Consider the following 22,904-nt stretch of genomic DNA (forward strand, 5'->3'; position numbering starts at 1 on the left):
CGCGCGGTGAGCCGCTCTTTACGCCGCGTCCCGGCGCAGCCGGAACCAGTAGAAACCGTGCCCCGACAGCGTCAGCAGGTACGGCAGCTCCCCGATGGCCGGGAAGCGCACCCCGCCGAAGAGCTCGACGGGGTGGCGCCCGGCGAACGCCTGCAGATCCAGCTCGGTGGGCTGGGCGAAGCGGGAGAAGTTGTTGACGCACAGGACGAGGTCGTCCTCGTATTCGCGCAGGAAGGCCAGGACGGCGGGGTTGGAGGAGGGCAGTTCGGTGTAGGAGCCGAGTCCGAAGGCGGGGTTCTGCTTGCGGATCTCGATCATGCGGCGGGTCCAGTGCAGCAGCGAGGCGGGGGAGGCCATGGCGGCCTCGACGTTGGTGACCTGGTAGCCGTGGACGGGGTCCATGATCACCGGCAGGTAGAGGCGGCCGGGGTCGCAGGAGGAGAAGCCGGCGTTGCGGTCGGGGGTCCACTGCATGGGGGTGCGCACCGCGTCGCGGTCGCCGAGCCAGATGTTGTCGCCCATGCCGATCTCGTCGCCGTAGTACAGGATCGGGCTGCCGGGCAGGGACAGCAGCAGGGCGGTGAACAGCTCGATCTGGTTGCGGTCGTTGTCCAGCAGCGGGGCCAGGCGGCGGCGGATGCCGATGTTGGCGCGCATGCGGGGGTCCTTGGCGTACTCGGCCCACATGTAGTCGCGCTCCTCGTCGGTGACCATCTCCAGGGTCAGCTCGTCGTGGTTGCGCAGGAAGATGCCCCACTGGCAGCCCGACGGGATGGGCGGGGTCTTGGCCAGGATCTCGGAGACGGGGTAGCGGGACTCGCGGCGCACGGCCATGAAGATGCGCGGCATGACGGGGAAGTGGAAGGCCATGTGGCACTCGTCGCCGCCGGTGGCGTAGTCGCCGAAGTAGTCGACGACGTCCTCCGGCCACTGGTTGGCCTCCGCCAGCAGCACCTTGTCCGGATACTGGGCGTCGATCTCGCGGCGCACCCGCTTGAGGAAGGCGTGCGTCGCCGGGAGGTTCTCGCAGTTGGTGCCCTCCTGCTGGTACAGGTAGGGCACCGCGTCCAGGCGGAAACCGTCGATGCCCAGGTCCAGCCAGAACTTCAGCGCGGAGATCATCTCCTCCTGCACGGCCGGGTTCTCGTAGTTCAGGTCCGGCTGGTGGGAGAAGAACCGGTGCCAGTAGTACTGCTTGCGCACCGGGTCGTAGGTCCAGTTGGACACCTCCGTGTCCACGAAGATGATCCGCGCGTCCTGGTACTGCTTGTCGTCGTCCGCCCACACGTAGTAGTCGCCGTAGGGCCCGTCGGGGTCGCGGCGGGACTCCTGGAACCACGGGTGCTGGTCGCTGGTGTGGTTCATGACGAAGTCGATGATCACGCGCATGCCGCGCTGGTGGGCGGCGTCGACGAACTCCACGAAGTCGGCCAGGTCGCCGAACTCCGGCAGTACGGAGGTGTAGTCGGAGACGTCGTAGCCGCCGTCCCGCAGGGGGGACTTGAAGAACGGCGGCAGCCAGATGCAGTCGATGCCCAGCCACTGCAGGTAGTCGAGCTTGGCCGTCAGGCCCTTGAGGTCACCTACGCCGTCGCCGTTGCTGTCCTGGAAGGAGCGGACGAGAACCTCGTAGAAGACCGCGCGTTTGAACCACTCGGGATCGCGGTCCTGGGCCGGAGTGTCCTCGAAGGTGTCCGGAACCGGCTCGTTGACGCTCATATTGTGGGTGACCCTCCGATCTGCGGGGTGGACGGTCGCAGGACGGTGAAGATATGCGCGGGCCGGTGACCCGGTTCGAGACGCACATAGTTGGCCCTGCCCCAGTGATAGGTCTCGCCGGTGAGCTCGTCGCGCACCGGCACGGTCTCGTGCCAGTCCAGGCCGAGACGCGGCATGTCCAACGAAACCGTCGCCTCCTGGGTGTGGTGCGGATCGAGGTTGACTACCACCAGAACCGTGTTCGAACCCCGGCGTTTCGAGTACGCGATGATCGCGTCCTGGTCGGCGTGGTGGAAGTCCAGATCACGGAGCTGCTGCAGGGCCGGACTGCGGCGGCGGATGTCGTTGAGTTTGGTGATCAGGGGGGCGATGGTGCGTCCCTCGCGGGCGGCGGCCTCCCAGTCGCGGGGTTTGAGCTGGTACTTCTCGGAGTCCAGGTACTCCTCGCTGCCCTGGCGCAGCGGGGTGTTCTCGCACAGCTCGAAGCCGGAGTAGATGCCCCAGGTGGGGGAGAGGGTGGCGGCCAGCACCGCGCGCGCCTCGAAGGCCGGCCGGCCGCCGTGCTGCAGGTAGGCGTGCAGGATGTCGGGGGTGTTGGCGAAGAAGTTGGGCCGCATGTAGCTCGCGGCCTCGCCGGTCAGCTCGGTGAGGTACTCGGTCAGCTCCTGCTTGGTGTTGCGCCAGGTGAAGTAGGTGTAGGACTGCTGGAAGCCGATCTGGGCCAGGGTGTGCATCATCGCCGGCCGGGTGAACGCCTCCGCCAGAAAGATCACGTCCGGGTCGGTGCGGTTGATCTCCCCCAGCACCCGCTCCCAGAACACCACCGGCTTGGTGTGCGGGTTGTCCACCCTGAAGATGCGCACCCCGTGGCCCATCCAGTGCCGCAGGATGCGCACCGTCTCCGCCACCAGCCCGTCCATGTCCGCATCGAAGGCGATGGGGTAGATGTCCTGGTACTTCTTGGGCGGGTTCTCCGCGTACGCGATCGAGCCGTCGGGGCGGTGGTGGAACCACTCCGGGTGCTTGTCCACCCACGGGTGGTCCGGGGAGCACTGCAGCGCGAAGTCCAGCGCCACCTCCAGGCCCAGGCCGCGGGCTTGGTCCACGAACCAGTCGAAGTCCTCCAGGGTGCCCAGCTGCGGGTGGATCGCGTCGTGGCCGCCCTCCGGCGAGCCGATCGCCCACGGCACCCCCACGTCCTGGTCGGTGGCGGTCAGGGAGTTGTTGCGGCCCTTGCGGAAGGTGGTGCCGATCGGGTGGATGGGCGGCAGGTAGACCACGTCGAAGCCCATCGCGGCGATCGCCGCCAGCCGCCGCGCGGCGGTGCGGAAGGTGCCGTGCGGCCGCTCGGGGGTGCCCTCCGAGCGCGGGAAGAACTCGTACCAGGCGCCGTACAGCGCCCGCTCCCGCTCCACCAGCAGCGGCAGCGGCGCGGAGGCGGTCACCAGCTCCCGCAGCGGATATCGCGCCAGCACCCCGTCCACCTCCGGCGTCAACGCCCCCGCCAGCCGCGAGGCCGCCGGGCGGCCGGTGTCCCGCAGGGCGTCGACCGCGGCCAGGACCACGTCCCGCTGCCCGCCGTCCTCGGGCACGCCGGCGGCGGCCCGCTCGTACAGGCGCGCGCCCTCCTCCAGCATCAGCTCCGTGTCGATCCCCGCCGGGACCTTGATCCGGGCGTGGTGCCGCCAGGTGCTGATCGGGTCTCCCCAGGCCTCCACGTGGTACGTCCACAGTCCGGGCTCGCCGGCGGTGACGCGGGCGCCCCAGCGGTCGGTGCCGGGCGCCAGCTCGCGCATCGGGGTCCAGGGGCCCGGGCGGCCCTGCGGATCGCGCAGGACCACGTTGGCGGCGACGGCGTCGTGGCCCTCGCGGAACACGGTGGCCGAGATCTCGAACGTCTCACCGGTGACCGCCTTCGCGGGCCGGCGCCCGTGCTGGACCATCGGGCGGACGTCGAGGACGGGAATGCGGCCGACGGCCGTTTCCGCGACGGGCGGGCCGGTAGGGGTGGTGCCGGTGGTGGTGGATGGTGCCGAGTGGTGCGAGGCGGGCATGACCGCTCCTGTCCGCGTCAACGAGGGTGTGGGCGGATGTGGTGTGGGGAGGTGGTCCTACGGGAGGTACCGGTGAGGTTTCCCGGTGGAGCCTTCCCACCCTCTTCGGGTGGGCAATCCGGCACTTTGTTAACTACTCACGCGTTTGTCTGCGCACAAGACCGGCCTGGTCGAGTAAGAGACAGCTGTGATCAGGTGTGAGCCTGGGGTGAACGGGAACGGCAACAGAGTGCCAGGATGTGCCGACACCCAGGAACCACGCCGTACCGGCCCCGGCTGCCGATACCGTCATGGTTGACGACGGGACGCACAGCGCCGTGCGTCCTTCTCCACGCGCCTGCCGAGGTGGAATGTGAAGGCGATCCGTCGACTCACCGTCCGTCCCGTTCTTCCCGAGCCCCTGCGACCACTGAACGATCTGGCGCGAAACCTGCGCTGGTCCTGGCACGCCGAGACCCGTGACCTCTTCCAGTCCATGGACCCGGAACGCTGGGCCGCCTCGGGCGGCGACCCGGTACGGCTGCTGGGCAGCGTACCCCCCGCGCGGCTGGCCGAGCTGGCCGCGGACCGCCGCTTCCTGCGCCGCCTCACCGCGGCCGCCGACGACCTGCACGACTACCGGACCGGCGACCGCTGGTACCAGGCGCAGAGCGCCGAGCTGCCCGCCGCCGTCGCCTACTTCTCCCCGGAGTTCGGCGTCACCGCCGCCCTGCCGCAGTACTCCGGCGGCCTGGGCATCCTCGCCGGCGACCACCTGAAGGCGGCCAGCGACCTCGGCGTGCCGCTGATCGGCGTCGGGCTGCTGTACCGGCACGGCTACTTCCGCCAGTCCCTCTCCCGCGACGGCTGGCAGCAGGAGCACTACCCCGTCCTCGACCCGCACGAGCTGCCCCTGGCGCTGCTCACCGAGGCCGACGGCACTCCCGTCCACGTCACCCTCACCCTGCCCGGCGGCCGCCCGCTGCGCGCCCGGATCTGGGTCGCCCGGGTCGGCCGGGTGCCGCTGCTGATGCTCGACTCCGACGTGGAGGAGAACGACCTGCGCGAGCGCGGGGTGACCGACCGGCTCTACGGCGGCGGCAGCGAGCACCGGCTGCTGCAGGAGATGCTGCTCGGCATAGGGGGCGTGCGGGCGGTGCGGACGTACTGCCGCCTGACCGGTCACCCCGAGCCGGAGGTGTTCCACACCAACGAGGGGCACGCCGGGTTCCTCGGCCTGGAGCGGATCGCCGAGCTGTGCGGGCAGGGGCTGGACTTCGACGCGGCGCTGGAGGCGGTGCGCGCGGGCACGGTGTTCACCACGCACACGCCGGTCCCGGCCGGCATCGACCGCTTCGACCGGGAACTGGTCGCCCGCCACTTCGGGCCGGAGGCGGAGCTGCCCGCCATCGAGGTGCAGCGGATCCTCGAGCTGGGCATGGAGACCTACCCCGGCGGCGAGCCGAACCTGTTCAACATGGCCGTGATGGGCCTGCGCCTGGCCCAGCGCGCCAACGGCGTGTCGCTGCTGCACGGCCAGGTCAGCCGGGAGATGTTCGCCGGGCTGTGGCCGGGCTTCGACCCCGAGGAGGTGCCGATCACCTCCGTGACGAACGGCGTGCACGCGCCCACCTGGGTGGCGCCCGAGGTGTTCCGGCTCGGCGCCCGGCAGATCGGCGCGCACCGCACCGAGGACGCCCTCACCGTGGGCGGCTCCGAGCGGTGGGACTCGGTGGCCGACATCCCCGACCGGGACATCTGGGAGCTGCGCCGCGACCTGCGCGAGCAGCTCGTACTGGAGGTGCGGGCGCGGCTGCGGGCGTCCTGGCGGCAGCGCGGCGCGGGCGAGGCCGAGCTGGGCTGGATCGACGGCGTGCTCGACCCGGACGTGCTGACCATCGGCTTCGCGCGGCGCGTGCCGTCGTACAAGCGGCTGACGCTGATGCTGCGCGACCCGGACCGGCTGATGGAGCTGCTGCTGCACCCCGAGCGGCCGGTGCAGATCGTGGTGGCGGGCAAGGCGCACCCGGCGGACGACGGCGGCAAGCGGCTCATCCAGGAGCTGGTGCGGTTCGCCGACGACCCGCGGGTGCGGCACCGGATCGTGTTCCTGCCCGACTACGGCATGGCCATGGCGCAGAAGCTGTACCAGGGCTGCGACGTGTGGCTGAACAACCCGCTGCGGCCGCTGGAGGCGTGCGGCACGTCCGGCATGAAGGCGGCTCTCAACGGCTGCCTCAACCTGTCCGTGCTGGACGGCTGGTGGGACGAGTGGTACCGGCCCGACTTCGGCTGGGCCATCCCCACCGCCGGCGGCCCCGGCACCGACCCCGACCACCGCGACGACGTGGAGGCCGCCGCGCTGTACGACCTGCTGGAGCGGCGCGTCGCGCCCCGCTTCTACGAGCGCGGCCGGGACGGGCTGCCCGAGCGGTGGATCGAGATGGTCCGCGAGACCATCGGCCACCTCGGACCCAAGGTGCTGGCCGGGCGCATGGTCCGCGAGTACGTCGAGCGGCTCTACACGCCCGCCGCCCGCTCCCACCGCGCGATGACCCCCGAGGCCGCGCGCGAGCTGGCCGCCTGGAAGGCCCGGGTCCGCGCCGCCTGGCCGCAGGTGACGGTCGACCACGTCGAGACGTCCTCCGCGGCCACCGCCACGGCCGAGCTCGGCACCCCCCTCGCCCTGCGCGTGCGGGTCGGCCTCGGCGAGCTCGGCCCCGAGGACGTCGAGGTGCAGGCGGTCTCCGGGCGGGTCGACGAGGAGGACCGCATCACCGACGCCGAGACCGTCCCCCTCAAGCCCTCCGGCGGCCCCGACGAGGACGGCCGCCGGATCTACGAGGGCTCCCTCGCCCTGGACCGCACCGGCCCCTACGGCTACACCGTCCGCATCCTGCCCGCCCACCCCCTCCTGGCCACGGCGGCGGAACTGGGCCTGGTGACCGTGCCGTCGGAGGAGGCGGTGGGGACGGCGGGAGTGCTCATGCGGTGAGGGGCCGCGGGGCGCCGCCCGGGCCGCCGGGGGAGCCTGTGCCGCCGGGGGAGCCCGGGCTGCCGGGGGAGCCCGGGCTGCCGGGGGAGCCCGGGCTGCCGGGGGAGCCCGGGCTGCCGGGGGAGCCCGGGCTGCCGGGGGAGCCCGCGCCGCCGGGGAAGCCCGCGCCGCCGGGGAAGCCCGCGCCGCCGGGGAAGCCCGCGCCGCCGGGGTGCCTCACGGCTCCGCGGCGGACGCGCACAGGCGGCGCAGCACCTTGCCGCACCGCCGGGCGTAGGCGTGCTGGAAGCCGCGGGTGGCGGGGCCGCCCGCGCGGGCGTACCACGTGGCGGGGCGGCTGAAGGCGGTGACGGTGAGCCAGACGGTGCCGTCGCCGGTGCGTTCCACGAGGAAGGCCTCCTCGCCGGACTCGGGGTGCCCGGCGAGGGTGCCGTAGGCCCAGCCGGCGCGGCGGCGTTCCTCCACGGCCCACACCACGCGGCACGGCGCCTTGATCACGGCGGCGAGGGTGACGGTGACGTCGACGCCGGGGGCGGCGCGGTCGGCGCCGGCGTCGATGCCGACGCCGACCGCGCGGTGCAGCTCCCAGGTCATCACGGCTTCGGCGGCCCGGCGGAAGACGTCCTCGCCCTCACCGATGCGGGCGCGCACGTGCAGGAGGCGGAAGCCCGGCGGGCAGGCGTCGGGGCCCTGGCGGGTGGCGCCGACTTCCTCGTACGTGAAGGACATGGGGCCCAAGCCTAGGGCGGCACCCGGAGTGCCTGCCTCCCGGGTGCCGCCCGTGTCAACTCGACGTGTGTCAGTTGACGTTGACCGCGCTCCAGGCCGCGGCCACCGCGTTGTACTCGGTGCTGCCGGAGCCGTACAGGGCCGCCGCCGCGTTCAGGGTCGCCGTGCGGGCGCCCTTGTAGTTCGTGGTCGACGTCATGTACGTGGTCAGCGCCTTGTACCAGATCTGCAGCGCCTTGGCGCGGCCGATGCCGGTGACGGTGGAGCCGTTGTAGGTGGGCGAGTTGTAGCTGACGCCGTTGATGGTCTTGGCGCCGCTGCCCTCGGAGAGCAGGTAGAAGAAGTGGTTGGCGACGCCGGAGGAGTAGTGGACGTCCTTGTTGCCGACGGAGGAGGACCAGTAGTCGGCGGAGGCGCCGTCCTTGCTGGGCTTGTCCATGTAGCGCAGCGGGGTGCCGTCGCCGTTGATGTCGATCTTCTCACCGATCAGGTAGTCACCGGGGTCCGAGCTGTTGTTGGCGGAGAACTCCACGCCGGTGCCGAAGATGTCGCTGGTGGCCTCGTTCAGGCCGCCGGACTCGCCGGAGTAGTTCAGGCCGGCGGTGTTGGAGGTGACGCCGTGGCTCATCTCGTGGCCGGCCACGTCCAGCGAGGTCAGCGGGTGGGTGTTGCCGGAGCCGTCGCCGTAGGTCATGCAGAAGCAGTTGTCGTCCCAGAAGGCGTTGACGTAGGCGTTGCCGTAGTGGACGCGCGAGTAGGCCGCCTTGCCGTCGTTGCGGATGCCGTTGCGGCCGAAGGTGTTCTTGTAGAAGTCCCACGTCACCTGTGCGCCGTAGGCGGCGTCCGCGGCCGCGGTCTGGTCGGTGGAGGAGCTGGAGGCGACTCCGGTGCCCCAGACGTCGTCCGCGTCCGTGAACAGGGTGCCCGTGGACGAGCTGCTGCTGTGCTTGAGGTTGTACGTCTTGTGGCCGCCGCGGGTGGTGTCGTAGAGCTGGTACGTCGAGCCCGACAGGTAGGTGTTCAGGCCGACCGTGCCGGAGTACAGGGTCTTGCCGGTGCCGGTCTCGATGCCCTGGTACTCGTAGAGCTTCTTGCCGGTGGCGGCGTCGGTGATGACGTGCAGCTCGTTGGGGGTGCCGTCGTCCTGCAGGCCGCCGACGACGGTCTCGTAGGCGAGGACCGGCTTGCCGCTCGCGGCCCAGATCACCTTGCGCGGGGCGGAGTCGGCGGACGTCCGGTCCGAACCGGCGGCCTTCGCCGCGGTCAGCGCCTGCTTCTCGGCCTTGGCGGCGGTGATCTGCGGCTTGACGGAGGCGACCTTGACGGCGGCCTTCGTCGCCTTGGTGACCCCCTGGACGGCGCCGGAGGGCGCGGTGTGGACGATCAGGTCGCCGCCGAGGACGGGCAGGCCGGCGTAGGTGCGTTCGTAGCGGGTGTGCACCGTGCCGTCGGCGTCCTTCACGACGTCCTTGACGACCAGCTTCTCCTGCGTGCCGAGGCCTATGCGCCGGGCGGTGTCTGTGGTGTCGGCCTGGGCCTTGTGGATCAGGGTGGTGCGGGCCGCGGCGGACAGCGCGGTCGGTGCGGCGGCGAGGGGGGTGCGGCCGGCGGTGTCCGAGGCGGTGGGCTGGGCGGAGGCGCTGGTGGTGAGGCCGGTGGTGAGGAGGGCTCCGGCGGCGACCGCGGTGGCGATGGCCAGGGTGGTGCGCCTGTGACGCGCGTAGCGGGGAGTCACACAAGCTCCTTCGGTGGGGGATTCCGGGCGGCCGTGGGGCAACCGTCCGGATCGTTGGTGAAGTTGCGGTGCATGTGCGGCGGCGCAGGAAGAGTGACACTCAGGACGCGTACATGTCATTCCCCTGACGTGATGTTGGCTCAAAATCGACTGCCGGATGAACGTTGCGTGCGTGTAAACGGCCCGGCCCCGGCGGGCGTCCCGGGGCCGGGCCGGCCGGTTCGCCCGGCTTACGGGAAGGTCAGCTTCCAGCCGTCGAGGTACCCGGTGTCGTACGTCGCCTGGTCCTGCACCCGCAGCTTCCAGGTGCCGTTGGCGGGCTCCGAGGAGGCGTTGACCGTGTACGTGGCGTGCACGTCGTCCGCGGAGTCGGTGGAGCTGAAGTTCTTCAGCCGGTACGCCGTGCCCGACGGCCCGACGAGGTCGATCACCAGGTCGCCGCGCCAGGTGTGCACGATGTCGACCGTGACCTGGAGGTTGGACGGGGCGTTGCCGGTGCGTCCGGAGACGGTGATGGACGAGGTGACCGCCGGGCCGTTGTCCGGGATCGACACATCGGCGGTGCTCTCGTACGTGGTCCCGGTCCCGCCGCCCCCGGAGCGCGAGCCGACGTTCACCGCGGCCCACGCGTCCTGCACCGCCTTGTACTCGGCGCTGGAGGTGCCGTACAGCTCGCCGGCCGCTGCCAGCGTGCCGGTGCGGGCGCCGGCGTAGGTGGTGGTGGAGGTGAACTTCGTGGTCAGCGCCCGGTACCAGATCTGCAGCGCCTTGTCCCGGCCGATGCCGGTGACCGGAAGGCCGTCGTACGTCGGCGAGTTGTAGCTGACGCCGTTGATCACCTTCGTGCCGCTGCCCTCGGAGAGCAGGTAGAAGAAGTGGTTGGCGACGCCGGAGGAGTAGTGGACGTCCTTGTTGCCGACGGAGGAGGACCAGTAGTCGGCGGAGGCGCCGTCCTTGCTGGGCTTGTCCATGTAGCGCAGCGGGGTGCCGTCGCCGTTGATGTCGATCTTCTCGCCGATCAGGTAGTCGCCCGGGTCGGCGGCGTTGTTGGCGGAGAACTCCACGCCGGTGCCGAAGATGTCGCTGGTGGCCTCGTTCAACCCGCCTGATTCACCGGAGTAGTTCAGGCCGGCGGTGTTGGAGGTGACGCCGTGGCTCATCTCGTGGCCGGCCACGTCCAGCGAGGTCAGCGGATCGGCGTTGCCGGAGCCGTCGCCGTAGGTCATGCAGAAGCAGTTGTCGTCCCAGAAGGCGTTGACGTAGGCGTTGCCGTAGTGGACGCGCGAGTAGGCCGCCTTGCCGTCGTTGCGGATGCCGTTGCGGCCGAAGGTGTTCTTGTAGAAGTCCCACGTCACCGCGGCGCCGTAGTGCGCGTCCGCGCCGGCGGTCGCCGCGTTGGAGTTGGTGCCGTCGCCCCAGGTGTCACTGGACTGGGAGAACAGCGTGCCGGTGCCCGAGGTGCCGTGGTTGAGGTTGTACGTCCTGTGGCCGCCGCGCGCGCCGTCGTTGAGCGTGTACGTCGAGCCCGACAGGGTCGTGGTGAGCGGCACCTGGCCGCTGTAGCGGGTGTTGCCGACGCCGGTCTCGACGCCCTGGTAGCGGTAGAGCTCCTTGCCGGTGGTGGCGTCGGTGATGACGTGCAGCTCGTTGGGGGTGCCGTCGTCCTGCAGGCCGCCGATGACGGTCTCGTGAGCGAGGACCGGCTTGCCGCCCGCCGCCCAGATCACCTTGCGCGCGCCGTCCGCCGCGGACCGGGTGCCGCCCAGCGCCCTGGCCTGCCGCACGGCCTGCCGCTCGGCGGCCGCGCCGGACACGCGGGGGGTGAGGGTGGGCACCTTCAGGGCGGCCTTGACCGCCTTGACGACGCGCTCGGTCCGCCCCGACTTGGCGGTGTCGACGATCAGGTCGCCGCCGAGGACGGGCAGGCCGGCGTAGGTGCGTTCGTAGCGGGTGTGCAGGGTGCCGTCGGCGTCCTTCACGACGTCCTTGACGACCAGCTTCTCCTGCGCGCCCAGGCCGAGGTCGTGGGCCGTGCGCGCCTTCGTCGCCTCCGCGTCGCGCAGCAGCTCGGCGCGCTGCGAGGGGGTCAGCTTGACGGCCCGGTGGGCCGGGTCGGCGTGGCCCGGGACCGGCCGGGCGGGGGCGGCGCTCGCGGCGCCCGTCTGGACGGCGGCGGCGATCAGCGCGGCGACGCCGGCCAGGGCGACGCCGGCGGCGCGGCGGCGGGGGGCGGGGGAGGCGGATCTGCCGGAGAGGGTGCGTCTGCCTGCGGAAGTGCTTCTGCTCACCACTGACTCCTTCTGCGCGGCCGCGGGACACGCGGCCAGGGGAGATCCGGACGGCGGGGTGTCCGTCCGGGCAGAACGGGGTGGAACAGGTGCGGATGCCGGCCGGCCACAGCGATGGAGCTGTGCAGGTGCTGTGGGGTTGCTGTGGTGGGGCCGTGGGAAGGGTCGCAGGGGATCCCGCTTTCTGTCAGGAGCGCGTCAGAAATTTGGCTGGAAATCGTTCGTTGACCGGTTGTTCATGTTCGCTATGCGGACTGTTGGCCGCGGCGCCACCGTCCGGCGCGCCCGGATCTCCACGGGCGTCGATCGCGTCCCCGCAGTCGTCGATCGCGCCCCCGCCGACGCCGATCACGTCTCCGCAGGCATCGGTAGCGTCTCCGCAGACGCCGATCACATCCCCGCAGGCGCGGCGCACGCCGCCGCCCCCCCGGCGCGCGCTTACGCCAGGCTGTCCCGCCAGGCCCGGTGCAGCTCGGCGAACCGGCCCGTGCCGGCGACGAGTTCGGCCGGAGTGCCGTCCTCCACGACGCGGCCGTGCTCCATCACCAGCACCCGGTCGGCGATCTCCACCGTGGACAGCCGGTGGGCGATGACGACGGCGGTACGGCCCTTCAGGACCGTCTCCATGGCGCGCTGCACGGCCCGTTCGCCGGGGATGTCGAGGGAGCTGGTGGCCTCGTCGAGGACGAGGACACCGGGATCGGCGAGCAAGGCTCTTGCGAACGCGACGAGTTGGCGCTGTCCGGCGGAGATGCGGCCGCCGCGCTTGCGGACGTCGGTGTCGTAGCCCTCGGGCAGGGAGGTGATGAAGTCGTGGGCGCCGATGGCCTTGGCGGCCCGCTCGATCTCCTCGCGGGACGCGTCCGGGCGGCCGATGGCGATGTTCTCGGCGACGGTGCCGGAGAACAGGAACGCCTCCTGCGTCACCATCACCACCCCGCGCCGCAACTCGGCCGTGGCCAGGTCGCGCAGGTCGACGCCGTCCAGCAGGACCCGGCCCTCGGTGGGGTCGTAGAAGCGGGCGAGCAGCTTGGCCAGCGTCGACTTGCCGGCGCCGGTGGAGCCGACCACCGCGACGGTCTGCCCGGCGGGCAGGGTCAGGTCGAAGCGCGGCAGGACCTCGCCGCCGGTGCGGTAGGCGAAGCGGACGCCGTCGAAGACGACCTCGCGGCCGGGGTGCTCGGAGGCGAGCGGCGGCAGCGGCCGGGGAACCGGCGGCTCGGGCACCGACGGGGTCTGGGCGAGCAGGCCGGCGATCTTCTCCAGGGAGGCGGCCGCCGACTGGTAGGAGTTGAGGAACATGCCGAGCCGGTCGATCGGGTCGTACAGGCGGCGCAGGTAGAGCACCGCGGCCGCCAGCACGCCCAGCTCCAGCGACCCGGCCGCGACCCGGTGGGCGCCCCACAGCACGATCCCGGCGACGGCGGTGTTGGCGACCGTGCGGGAGCCGACGACGTAGCGGGCCATCTCCAGCATGCCGTCGCCGTTGACGCGTTCGTGACGCCGGTTCAGGGCGCGGAACTCGGCGTCGTTGGCGGCCTCGCGGCGAAAAGCGCGCACCGGGCGGATGCCGTTCATCGTCTCCACGAACTTCACGATCACCGCCGCGATCGCCGTGGACCGGGCGCGGAACACCCGCCCCGCGCGCCGCCGGTAGCGCCGCACCAGCAGGTACAGCGGCGCGAACGAGGCCACCGCCACCGCGCCCAGGCCGAGATCCAGCCACATCAGCATCGCCGTGATGTACACGCACGACAGCAGGACCATCACCAGCTCCTGCAGCCCGTCGTCGAGGAGTTCGCGCAGCGACTCCACGTCCGTGGTGGAGCGGGAGATGAGCCGGCCGGAGGTGTAGCGCTCGTGGAAGTCGACGCTGAGCGCCTGCGCGTGGCGGAAGATGCGGCCGCGCAGGTCCAGCAGCACGTCCTGGCTGACCCGCGCCGAGGTGACCACGAACGCCGACTGCAGGGCGCCGGAGGCGAGCGCGCACAGCAGGTAGCCGGCCGCCACCGCGATCAGCGGGCCCCGGTCGTGGCGGTCGCGCAGGGCGGGCACGGCGTGGTCGATGGCGTAGGCCACCAGCAGCGGGCCGGTCTGCACGGCCGCCTGCTGGAGCAGCAGCAGGAGGGTGGTGACGGCGACGCGCGCCCGCAGCGGCGCCAGCAGGGAGCGCAGCAGGCCGGCGGTGGCGCCGGGCGGCGTGGGCAGGACGTCGCGGTCGAAGGGGTCGCCGGTGTCGCGGGGCGGCTCCGGCGCGCGGCCGGCGGCGGGGGCGGGCGGCGGGGAGGTCCCCTGCCCGGGTGCGTCCGACAGGTCGGGGGAGGGCGCGGTCATCGGGCGGCCTTCGGTTCTGCTCGGGCGTCGCCCGCCATCAGGTGGGCGTACTCGGCGTTGCTGCGCAGCAGTTCGTGATGGGTGCCGACGGCGGCGATGCGGCCGCGGGAGAGCAGGGCGACGCGGTCGGCGAGCAGCACGGTGGACGGGCGGTGCGCCACGATCAGCGCCGTGGTGCCGGCGAGGACCTGCCGCAGCGCGGCCTCCACGGCGGCCTCCGTGTGCACGTCCAGCGCGGACAGCGGGTCGTCCAGGACCAGGAAGCGGGGCCTGCCCACCACCGCCCGGGCCAGCGCCAGCCGCTGCCGCTGCCCGCCGGACAGGCTCAGTCCCTGCTCGCCGACCTGCGTGTCCGTGCCCTGCGGCAGCGCGTGCGCGAAGTCCGCCTGCGCCACGGCCAGCGCCCGGTGCAGCTCGGCCTCGCCGGCGTCCTCGGGCGCGCCCATGAGCACGTTGTCGGCGACGCTCGCCGAGAACAGCGTCGGCTCCTCGAACGCGACGGCGACCCGGGCGCGCAGCTCCCGGCGGGACAGGCGCCGGATGTCGACGCCGTCGAGCGTGATGCGGCCCGCGGTCACCTCGTACAGGCGGGGGACGAGCGCGGTGAGCGTCGTCTTGCCGCTGCCGGTGGCGCCGACCAGGGCCATGGACTCGCCGGGGCGGATGTGCAGGTCGACGCCGTCCAGGACGGGCGGGGAGCCGGGGGGAGCGTCGGGGTAGCGGAAGCGGACGCCCTCGAAGCGCAGCCCCCCGTCCGCCTCGAAGCGCGGCCCCCCGTCCGCCTTGACGCGCGGCCTCCGGTCCGCCCCGAAGCGCGATCCCCCGTCCGCGCGGGCCGCCGGCCGCCCGTCGGCCGGGCCTGGCCCCTCCTGCGGATCAGCCTCCGGAGCCTCCCCCGGATCCGCCTTTGGAGCCTCTTCCGCATCCGCCTCCGGCTCCGCGTCCATCACCTCGAAGTACCGCTCCGTCGCCGTCGCCGCCTCCTGGCTCATCGCCAGCAGGAAGCCGATGGAGTCGACGGGCCAGCGCAGCGCCAGCGCGGTGGACAGGAACGCGACCAGCGTGCCGGCGGACAGCTCCCCGTCGGCCACCCGGACGGCGCCCACCACCAGGGCCGCGCCCACGGCGACCTCCGGGAGGGTCACGATGACGCCCCAGATGGCCGCCAGCAGCCGCGCCTTGCGCAGCTCGGTGCCGCGCAGGGTGCGGGACAGCTCGCGGAAGGCGCGGGCCTGGCTGCGGTGGCGGCCGAAGCCCTTGACGACGCGGATGCCGAGGACGCTCTCCTCGACGACGGTGGTGAGGTCGCCGATCTGGTCCTGGGCGAGCCGGGCCGCGGCGGCGTACCGCTTCTCGAAGACGACGCAGGTGACCACGACGGGGACCGCCGGGCCGAGGACCACCAGCCCCAGCACCCAGTCCTGCGCCAGCATGATGATCACGCCGACGACGAGGGTGACCCCGTTGACCAGCAGGAACGTCAGCGGGAAGGCGAGGAACATGCGGAGCAGCATCAGGTCCGTGGTGCCCCGCGAGAGCAGCTGGCCGGACGCCCACCGGTCGTGGAAGGCCACCGGCAGCCGCTGCAGGTGCCGGTAGAGGGCGGCCCGCATCTTTGCCTCCACGCCCGCCAGGGGCCGCGCGACGAGCCACCGCCGCAGCCCGAACAGCAGGGCCTCCCCGAGCCCGAGGAGCAGCAGGTACAGCGCGCCGAGCCGGACGCCGGCCGGGTCGCGGTGGGCGATCGGGCCGTCCACCAGCCACTTCAGGACGAGCGGGATCACCAGCCCGGCGCAGGAGGCGACGATCGCCACGAGGGCGGCACCGAACAGCCGCAGCCGCACCGGCCGCACGTACGGCCACAGCCGCAGCAGCGTCCGCACGGCGGACCGGCCGGGGGCGTCCGGGGTGGTGGCACGTGTCGTGGGCATCAGGGGCGAGCCTACGGACCGGCACCCGCGACGCCCACCGAGTTTCGGCCCGGTCCGGCTCCTCCGCTGGTCCTACGACCCGCGGGCGCGCGGCCGTACCACCGCGGGCGCGCGCCCGTACCACCCCATCGGCCGGCCGGGTGATGCGCGGCCCGGCGGCGGCCCCGGAGACGGGCGGCCCCGGAGGCGGCGGTCCGGGAGAGGGCGGCCCCGGAGAGAGCGGCCCCGGCGGCGGAACCCGTCAGCCCGCCCGCAGCAGCAGCACGGTCCGCTCCGGCACGGTGATCGCCGAGCCCGCGGGGTGCGTCACATCCGGCGGACCGGCCTGCTCCTCCCGGGCGGTGTCGACCACCACCTCGTACGACTCCGCCCACGGCGGGCCGGGCAGGACGAAGCTCACCGGCCGCTCCCCGGCGTGCAGGACGATGAGGAAGCTGTCGTCGAGGATCTGCTCGCCCCGCTCGTCGCGGCCGGGGATGTCCCGGCCGGAGAGGTACATGCCCAGGGTGGCGGCGGGGGCGAACCAGTCCCCTTCCGTCATCTCCGTGCCGCGCGGCGTGAACCAGGCCAGGTCCCGCAGGCCGTCCGCCGCCTGCGGCCGGCCGGAGAAGAAGGCGCGGCGGCGCAGCACCGGGTGGCGGTGGCGCAGCGCGATCAGGCGCGCGGTCAGGTCGCACAGCGCCCGCCAGCCGGGGTCGTCCAGCAGGCTCCAGTCGACCCAGCCGACCTCGTTGTCCTGGCAGTAGGCGTTGTTGTTGCCGCGCTGCGTGCGGCCCAGCTCGTCGCCCGCGACCAGCATCGGCACGCCCGTCGACAGCAGCAGCGTGGTCAGCAGGTTGCGCAGTTGCCGGCGGCGCAGGGCCCGTATGCCCTCGTCGTCCGTCTCGCCCTCCGTCCCGCAGTTCCAGGAGCGGTTGTCGTCGGTGCCGTCGCGGTTGTTCTCGCCGTTGGCCTCGTTGTGCTTGCGCTCGTAGCTCACCAGGTCCCGCAGGGTGAAACCGTCGTGCGCGGTGATGAAGTTGACCGAGGCGTACGGCCGCCGCCCGCCCCACGCGTACAGGTCGCTGGAGCCCGACAGGCGGTAGCCCATCTCCCGCACGTCCGGCAGCGCGTGCCGCCAGAAGTCGCGCACGGCGTCGCGGTAGCGGTCGTTCCACTCCGTCCACAGCGGCGGGAACGCGCCGACCTGGTAGCCGCCGGAGCCGATGTCCCACGGCTCGGCGATGAGCTTCACACGGCGCAGCACCGGGTCCTGGGCGATGACCGCGAGAAAGGGGGAGAGCATGTCGACGTCGTGCATGGAGCGGGCCAGCGCCGCCGCCAGGTCGAAGCGGAAGCCGTCCACGCCCATCTCCGTCACCCAGTACCGCAGCGAGTCGGTGATCAGCCGCAGCACGTGCGGCTGCACGACGTGCAGGGTGTTGCCGCAGCCGGTGTAGTCCGCGTACCGGCGCGCGTCGCTCTGCAGGCGGTAGTAGCGGCGGTTGTCGATGCCCTTCAACGACAGCGTGGGGCCGTACTCGCCCGCCTCCGCCGTGTGGTTGTAGACCACGTCGAGGACGACCTCGATGCCGGCCGCGTGCAGCGCGCGCACCATCCGCTTGAACTCGCCGACCTGCTGGCCGGTGGTGCCGGAGGCGGCGTAGCCGGCGTGCGGGGCGAAGTAGCCGATGGAGTTGTAGCCCCAGTAGTTGCGCAGGCCGCGGCGCAGCAGGTGGTCCTCGTGCGCGAACTGGTGCACCGGCAGCAGCTCCACCGCCGTGACGCCCAGTCCCACCAGGTGCTCGATCGCCGCGGGGTGGGCGAGGCCGGCGTACGTGCCGCGCAGCTCCTCGGGGACGCCGGGGTGCAGTTTGGTGAAGCCGCGCACGTGCAGCTCGTAGATCACCGAGTCCGCCCACGGCGTCTTGGGGCGGCGGTCGTCGGACCAGTCGTCGTCATCGTGGACGACGACGCCCTTGGGCACGTACGGCGCCGAGTCCCGCTCGTCGCGCACGGTGTCGGCGACCGACTGGTCGGGCCAGTCCCGCACGTGCCCGTACACCTCCGGCGGCAGCCCGAACTCCCCGTCCACCGCCCGCGCGTACGGGTCGAGCAGCAGTTTCGCCGGGTTCCAGCGGGCGCCGGTCCACGGGTCCCAGCGGCCGTGCACCCGGTAGCCGTAGCGCTGGCCGGGCATCACTCCGGGGACGAAGCCGTGCCAGATCTCGTGCGTCAGCTCGGTCAGCCGGACCCGGGTCTCCCTGCCCCGGTCGTCGAAGAGGCACAGGTCGACGGCCTCGGCGCCGCCCGCCCACAGCGCGAAATTGGTGCCGGCCACGCCGTCGGGCCCGGTGTGGAAACGGGCGCCCAGCGGCACCGGGGCGCCGGGCCGCACGGGCACGGCCGGGAGCGGCGCGCCGCGCCGCGCGCCGTCGACCAGGACGGCCGGGCGCCCGTCCTCGGCGGCGCGCTGGGCGGCCACCGCCTCCTGCTCGGCTGCGCTGGACACGTTCGGCCTCCTGGCGGCTCGTGGCACGACGGGGAGCGCACGGCGTCCCGGCCGCGGCTCCCCTGCGCGTCCTCCTCCCCCTGTTCTGCCCAGAGCGGGGCTCGCACTCACGTTTCCCCGGGGGCGGGCATGGTCGTTTCCCACCGGCGAGGCCGGTCGTTGGGCACCCCGTGAGGCACGTACAAGGACGCGTGCGGCGCGCGTGGGTCGCGCTGACCGCGGCAGTGACAGTGGCAGGGGCAGGACTGATCGCCGGGACCGCCGGCTGCGCCGCGGACGGCGCGCACCGGGCGCGGGGGGCGCTCGGCGCGCCCCCGGCGGCCGGGGACACCGTCCGGCCCCCCAGGGACGACGGCAGCCGGGACGTGCGCCCCGGGCGGCGGTTCACCGCCCGGGTCCTGCCCGGGAACCACGCCACCGTCGGCACCGGCATGATCGTCTCCCTGCGGTTCGACCGGAGGATCGGCAACCGGGCCGCCGTCGAGCGCGCCGTGCGCGTCACCGCCCGGCCCGGCGTGGAGATCCGCCCCCACTGGTTCGGCCGCACCCGCCTCGACTTCCGCCCCCGCCGCTACTGGCGGCCCGGCACCCGGGTCACCGTCGACCTGCGCCTGGAGGACGTCGAGGGCGCGCCCGGCGTCCACGGGCCGCGGCACCGCACCCTGACCTTCACCGTCGGCCGCAGCCAGGTCTCCGTCGTCGACGCGGCGCGGCACGTCATGCGGGTGCGCCGCGACGGACGGCTGCTGGCCACCGTGCCGATCACGGCGGGCGGGCCGGGGACCGCCACCTACAACGGGAAGATGGTGGTGACGGAGAAGTTCGCGGTGACCCGCATGAACAGCCGCACGGTCGGCTTCGGCGGCGAGTACGACATCAAGGACGTCCCGCACGCCATGCGGCTGACCGACTCCGGGACCTTCGTCCACGGCAACTACTGGTCCGGCGACGCCTTCGGCCGGGTCAACGTCAGCCACGGGTGCATCGGCCTGCGCGACGTCAGGGGCGGCTCCTCCGGCACCCCGGCGGGCTGGTTCTACGACCGCAGCCTCGTCGGGGACGTCGTCGAGGTCGTGCACAGCGCCGACAAGAAGGTCGCTGCCGGAAACGGCCTCGGAGGGTGGAACATGGACTGGGAGACGTGGAAGGCGGGCAGCGCGGCCGGATGACTCCGCGGGGCCGCTCCCCGGGGACCCCCGGGACCCCCGGGACCCCGGGGACCGCCGGGGACCTTCGGAGGAACGGCTGAAGGGCCACGGCGGGCACCGCTTCCCCGGGGGAGCGGCAACCGTCCCCACCGTGATCGAAGTTGGGACGGAACGGTGACATGCGCGGCCCGCCGATGCCGCTCGATCGGCGGTTACTATGCGCCAAAGTGCGCGCGGGCCCGGCGCAGCGGGGGCCCGGGGAGGGGAATAGGGACGTGAACGTGCGACCGATATCGGGGGCGTCGGCGGGAGCGCGGCGGGGGGCCGTGGCGGTACTGGCCGCGGCGCTGCTCCTCACCGTCGGCGCGTGCGGCGGCGGGGACTCCGGCTCCGGCGACGGCAAGGGGGGCAAGGGCGCCGGCTCGGCCGGGAAGCCGCGGGCGGTCGTCACCATCGCGCCGAAGGACGGCGCCAAGTCGGTCGACACCAACGGCGCGCTCGAGGTCGGCGTCAGCAAGGGCAGACTGACCGACGTCGAGGTCAAGGACACCAAGGGCCGCGCGATACCCGGGAAGATACGCGGCACCACCTGGACACCCACCACCCATCTGGCCGCCTCCACCACCTACCGGGTGCACGCGGTCGCCGAGGACTCCGCGGGCCGCCGGGTCACCCGGAACTCCACCTTCACCACCCTGACCCCGAAGAACACCTTCGTCGGCATCTTCACCCCCGAGGACGGCTCCACCGTCGGCGTCGGCATGCCGTTCTCCGTCCGCTTCACCCGGGGCATCACCCACCCGGACGCCGTCGAGAAGGCCATCAGGATCAAGACCGAACCGGCCGTCGACGTCGAGGGCCACTGGTTCGGCAACGACCGCCTCGACTTCCGCCCCGAGAAGTACTGGAAGCCCGGCACCAAGGTCAGCGTCCGCCTCGACCTCGACGGCGTCGAGGGCCGCGACGGCGTCTACGGCAAGCAGTCCAAGACCGTCTCCTTCACCGTCGGCCGCAGCCAGGTCTCCGTCGTCGACGCGAAGAAGCACACCATGAAGGTGATGCGCGACGGCAAGGTCGTCAAGACCCTCCCCGTCACCACCGGCAAGCCCGGCTACGACACCTGGAACGGCCAGATGGTCATCAGCGAGAAGCTCGTGGTGACCCGTATGAACGGCGAGACGGTCGGCTACGGCGGCGAGTACGACATCAAGGACGTGCCGCACGCCATGCGCCTGACCACCTCCGGCACCTTCATCCACGGCAACTACTGGGGCGGCTCCGCCTTCGGCAACTACAACGCCAGCCACGGCTGCGTCGGCCTGCGCGACGTCAAGGGCGGCAGCACCGCCACCCCGGCGGGCTGGTTCTTCACCCACTCGATCATCGGCGACGTCGTCGTCGTCAAGCACTCCCACGACCGGACCGTCGCCCCGGACAACGGGCTCAACGGCTGGAACATGTCGTGGCAGGAGTGGAAGTCCTGAACTTCGGGCACTGGGCCCCCGGACCCTGAGCTCCCCGGATCCCGGACCCGGACCCGGGGTTCGGGTCCTGAATACCGGGCCCTGAACCCCGGCCCCCCGAGCCTCACCGGCCGGCGGCCCCGGCGTGGCGTACGCCACCGGAGCCGCCGGCCGCCCGATGTGAGCGACGGCACCGAGCCGATCGCCGTTAGCCGGCGTTAACCTGCTGGGCATGACCGTCTCTCTGGAAGTCGCCGAAGGCGTCGGGACGCTGCGCCTGAACCGCCCGCCGATGAACGCGCTGGACATCGCGATGCAGGACCGGCTCAAGGAGCTCGCCGAGGAGGCCGCGCGCCGCGAGGACGTGCGCGCGGTGGTGATCTACGGCGGCGAGAAGGTGTTCGCGGCGGGCGCGGACATCAAGGAGATGCAGGCGATGGACCACGCCGCGATGGTCCTGCGCGCCCGCGCCCTGCAGGACTCCTTCACCGCCGTGGCCCGCATCCCCAAGCCGGTCGTCGCCGCCGTCACCGGCTACGCGCTCGGCGGCGGCTGCGAACTCGCCCTGTGCGCCGACTACCGCATCGCCGCCGACAACGCCAAGCTGGGCCAGCCGGAGATCCTGCTCGGCCTGATCCCGGGCGCCGGCGGCACCCAGCGCCTCGCCCGCCTGATCGGGCCCTCCAAGGCCAAGGACCTCATCTTCACCGGCCGCCAGGTCAAGGCGGACGAGGCCCTGGCGCTCGGCCTGGTGGACCGGGTCGTCCCGGCCGCCGACGTCTACACCGAGGCGCACGCCTGGGCCGCGAAGCTCGCGCAGGGCCCGGCGATCGCGCTGCGCGCGGCCAAGGAGTCCGTCGACACCGGCCTGGAGACGGACATCGAGACCGGCCTCGCCGTGGAGCGGAACTGGTTCGCCGGGCTGTTCGCCACGGAGGACCGCGAACGCGGCATGCGCAGTTTCGTGGAGGAAGGACCCGGCAAGGCGAAATTCGTCTGAAGTCCTTGCAGTTGACGGGATGTCTGGTTCCGGCCCTCGGTGAAGCGGTTTATGGCAGCCTTAACGCAGCCTTAAGCCTGTCTTGCCGAGGGAGCCGGTCGATTGTCTCCTTTCGAGGCGTCCGCGCAGCTCAGTGGGGCTGCGGAGGACTCCGAAGTGCCTTTGGCGTATGCCGGAGGGCCCTCTCGAAACAATTCGCTCCGGGGGGTGGATTCGCCCGGAACGGCCCACGGGCTCACCGGGGACGGCCATGATGGGGGCATGGCGGGGCTGGAGGGCATCGAGCAGCCGCGGGGAGACGGTCGCGCAACCGCACCACGCTGGTCCCCCGCGGCCGAGGACGAACGGGGGCTCAAGGCGCTGGAGTTGTACGGCAACCCGACGGAGGCGGAGGTTCCGCTGCCGTCCCGCCCGGAGTCCGCCGCCACCGCCCGCCGCATCGCCCAGGTCGTCGTCCTGCGCCAGTGGGGCCTGGGCCCCCAGCTCACCGAGGACGCCGTCCTCCTCGTCTCCGAACTCGTCGGCAACGCCGTACGGCACACCGGTGCCCGCGTCTTCGGTCTGCGCATGCGCCGCCGCCGCGGCTGGATCCGCGTCGAGGTGCGCGACCCCTCCCGGGGCCTGCCCTGCCTGCTGCCGGTGCAGGAGATGGACGCCGGCGGCCGGGGTCTCTTCCTCGTCGACAAGCTCGCCGACCGCTGGGGCGTGGATCTGCTGCCGCGGGGCAAGACCACCTGGTTCGAGATGCGGATCGCCGACCACTGACCCGTGCCGGACCGACCACTGCTCCGTGCCGGACCGGCCACTGCTCCGTGCCGGACCGGCCACTGCTCCGTGCCGGACCGGCCACTGCTCCGTGCCGGACCGGCCACTGCTCCGTGCCGGGACGGCCGCCGACCCGTGCCGGGGACGGCCGCCGACCCGTGCCGGGGACGGCCGCCGACCTGTGCCGGGGCGGCCGCCCGCGACGGCGGGCCGGTCCGCAGCCGGGCGCATCCCCCGTACAGACCAGACGGAACAGCTCATCACATTACTTCC

At 72.6% G+C, this 22,904-nt stretch carries 13 protein-coding genes; 5 read left to right on the forward strand and 8 right to left on the reverse strand.

The annotated features are described in order from the left end of the window. Window positions 1-18: 18 nt before the first annotated feature. Both treS and IE225_RS06585 read right to left on the reverse strand, forming a co-directional pair. Window positions 19-1,719: a maltose alpha-D-glucosyltransferase gene (gene treS, locus IE225_RS06580; protein ID WP_190056376.1), complete on the reverse strand. Its 1,701-nt coding sequence runs from the start codon at window positions 1,717-1,719 to the stop codon at window positions 19-21. Beyond that, a complete protein-coding gene (locus IE225_RS06585; protein WP_190056377.1) occupies window positions 1,716-3,773 on the reverse strand; it encodes an alpha-1,4-glucan--maltose-1-phosphate maltosyltransferase in 2,058 nt (685 codons plus the stop codon). Before IE225_RS06585 ends, treS begins: the two co-directional genes overlap by 4 nt. A gap of 352 nt (window positions 3,774-4,125) precedes the next feature. Here IE225_RS06585 and IE225_RS06590 point away from each other — a divergent pair, with 352 nt between their 5' ends. Then, complete coding sequence (locus IE225_RS06590) at window positions 4,126-6,747, forward strand: glycosyltransferase family 1 protein (protein WP_190056378.1); 2,622 nt, start codon at window positions 4,126-4,128, stop codon at window positions 6,745-6,747. A 216-nt stretch (window positions 6,748-6,963) separates the two neighbouring features. Here IE225_RS06590 and IE225_RS06595 read toward each other — a convergent pair whose 3' ends face one another. The 6 genes from IE225_RS06595 to glgX form a co-directional block, all read right to left on the reverse strand. Next, window positions 6,964-7,476, reverse strand: coding sequence for a DUF1990 domain-containing protein (locus tag IE225_RS06595; protein ID WP_190056379.1), 513 nt, complete (start codon window positions 7,474-7,476; stop codon window positions 6,964-6,966). Window positions 7,477-7,546: 70 nt separating this feature from the next. Further along, window positions 7,547-9,211, reverse strand: a complete 1,665-nt coding sequence (locus tag IE225_RS06600; protein WP_190056380.1) for a M4 family metallopeptidase — start codon at window positions 9,209-9,211, stop codon at window positions 7,547-7,549. A gap of 230 nt (window positions 9,212-9,441) precedes the next feature. Further along, on the reverse strand, window positions 9,442-11,499 hold the full coding sequence (locus tag IE225_RS06605; RefSeq protein ID WP_190056381.1) for a M4 family metallopeptidase: 2,058 nt from the start codon (window positions 11,497-11,499) through the stop codon (window positions 9,442-9,444). 438 nt (window positions 11,500-11,937) lie between these two features. Further along, entirely contained in the window at window positions 11,938-13,833 is a 1,896-nt protein-coding gene (locus IE225_RS06610; protein ID WP_190056382.1) for an ABC transporter ATP-binding protein, read from the reverse strand. Next, on the reverse strand, window positions 13,830-15,764 hold the full coding sequence (locus tag IE225_RS06615; protein ID WP_190056383.1) for an ABC transporter ATP-binding protein: 1,935 nt from the start codon (window positions 15,762-15,764) through the stop codon (window positions 13,830-13,832). The genes IE225_RS06610 and IE225_RS06615 overlap by 4 nt, the downstream gene beginning before the upstream one ends. A 241-nt stretch (window positions 15,765-16,005) precedes the next feature. Next, the gene (glgX, locus tag IE225_RS06620; RefSeq protein ID WP_190056384.1) at window positions 16,006-18,255 is read right to left on the reverse strand and encodes a glycogen debranching protein GlgX; all 2,250 of its coding nucleotides are present in this window, start codon (window positions 18,253-18,255) and stop codon (window positions 16,006-16,008) included. A 170-nt stretch (window positions 18,256-18,425) separates the two neighbouring features. Here glgX and IE225_RS06625 point away from each other — a divergent pair, with 170 nt between their 5' ends. The 4 genes from IE225_RS06625 (at window position 18,426) to IE225_RS06640 (ending at window position 22,631) form a co-directional block, all read left to right on the forward strand. After that, window positions 18,426-19,424, forward strand: coding sequence for a L,D-transpeptidase (locus tag IE225_RS06625; RefSeq protein ID WP_190056385.1), 999 nt, complete (start codon window positions 18,426-18,428; stop codon window positions 19,422-19,424). Window positions 19,425-19,678: 254 nt separating this feature from the next. Beyond that, entirely contained in the window at window positions 19,679-20,887 is a 1,209-nt protein-coding gene (locus IE225_RS06630) for a L,D-transpeptidase (RefSeq protein WP_373303137.1), read from the forward strand. A gap of 211 nt (window positions 20,888-21,098) precedes the next feature. Continuing rightward, window positions 21,099-21,866, forward strand: coding sequence for an enoyl-CoA hydratase/isomerase family protein (locus IE225_RS06635; RefSeq protein ID WP_190056386.1), 768 nt, complete (start codon window positions 21,099-21,101; stop codon window positions 21,864-21,866). Window positions 21,867-22,127: 261 nt separating this feature from the next. After that, window positions 22,128-22,631 carry an ATP-binding protein gene (locus IE225_RS06640; protein ID WP_190056387.1) on the forward strand — a complete coding sequence of 168 codons (504 nt, stop codon included), beginning with the start codon at window positions 22,128-22,130 and terminating at the stop codon, window positions 22,629-22,631. Window positions 22,632-22,904 lie beyond the last annotated feature (273 nt).

The sequence above is a fragment of the Streptomyces echinoruber genome (genome assembly GCF_014651135.1).
Lineage (GTDB): Bacteria > Actinomycetota > Actinomycetes > Streptomycetales > Streptomycetaceae > Streptomyces > Streptomyces echinoruber.

What these genes read in the sequence shown, in the direction of transcription:
- treS (WP_190056376.1), bottom strand. Translation starts at nt 1,719, where the DNA reads ATGAGCGTCAACGAGCCGGTTCCGGACACCTTCGAGGACACTCCGGCC.
- IE225_RS06585 (WP_190056377.1), bottom strand. Translation starts at nt 3,773, where the DNA reads ATGCCCGCCTCGCACCACTCGGCACCATCCACCACCACCGGCACCACC.
- IE225_RS06595 (WP_190056379.1), bottom strand. Translation starts at nt 7,476, where the DNA reads ATGTCCTTCACGTACGAGGAAGTCGGCGCCACCCGCCAGGGCCCCGAC.
- IE225_RS06610 (WP_190056382.1), bottom strand. Translation starts at nt 13,833, where the DNA reads ATGACCGCGCCCTCCCCCGACCTGTCGGACGCACCCGGGCAGGGGACC.
- IE225_RS06615 (WP_190056383.1), bottom strand. Translation starts at nt 15,764, where the DNA reads ATGCCCACGACACGTGCCACCACCCCGGACGCCCCCGGCCGGTCCGCC.
- IE225_RS06635 (WP_190056386.1), top strand. Translation starts at nt 21,099, where the DNA reads ATGACCGTCTCTCTGGAAGTCGCCGAAGGCGTCGGGACGCTGCGCCTG.
- IE225_RS06640 (WP_190056387.1), top strand. Translation starts at nt 22,128, where the DNA reads ATGGCGGGGCTGGAGGGCATCGAGCAGCCGCGGGGAGACGGTCGCGCA.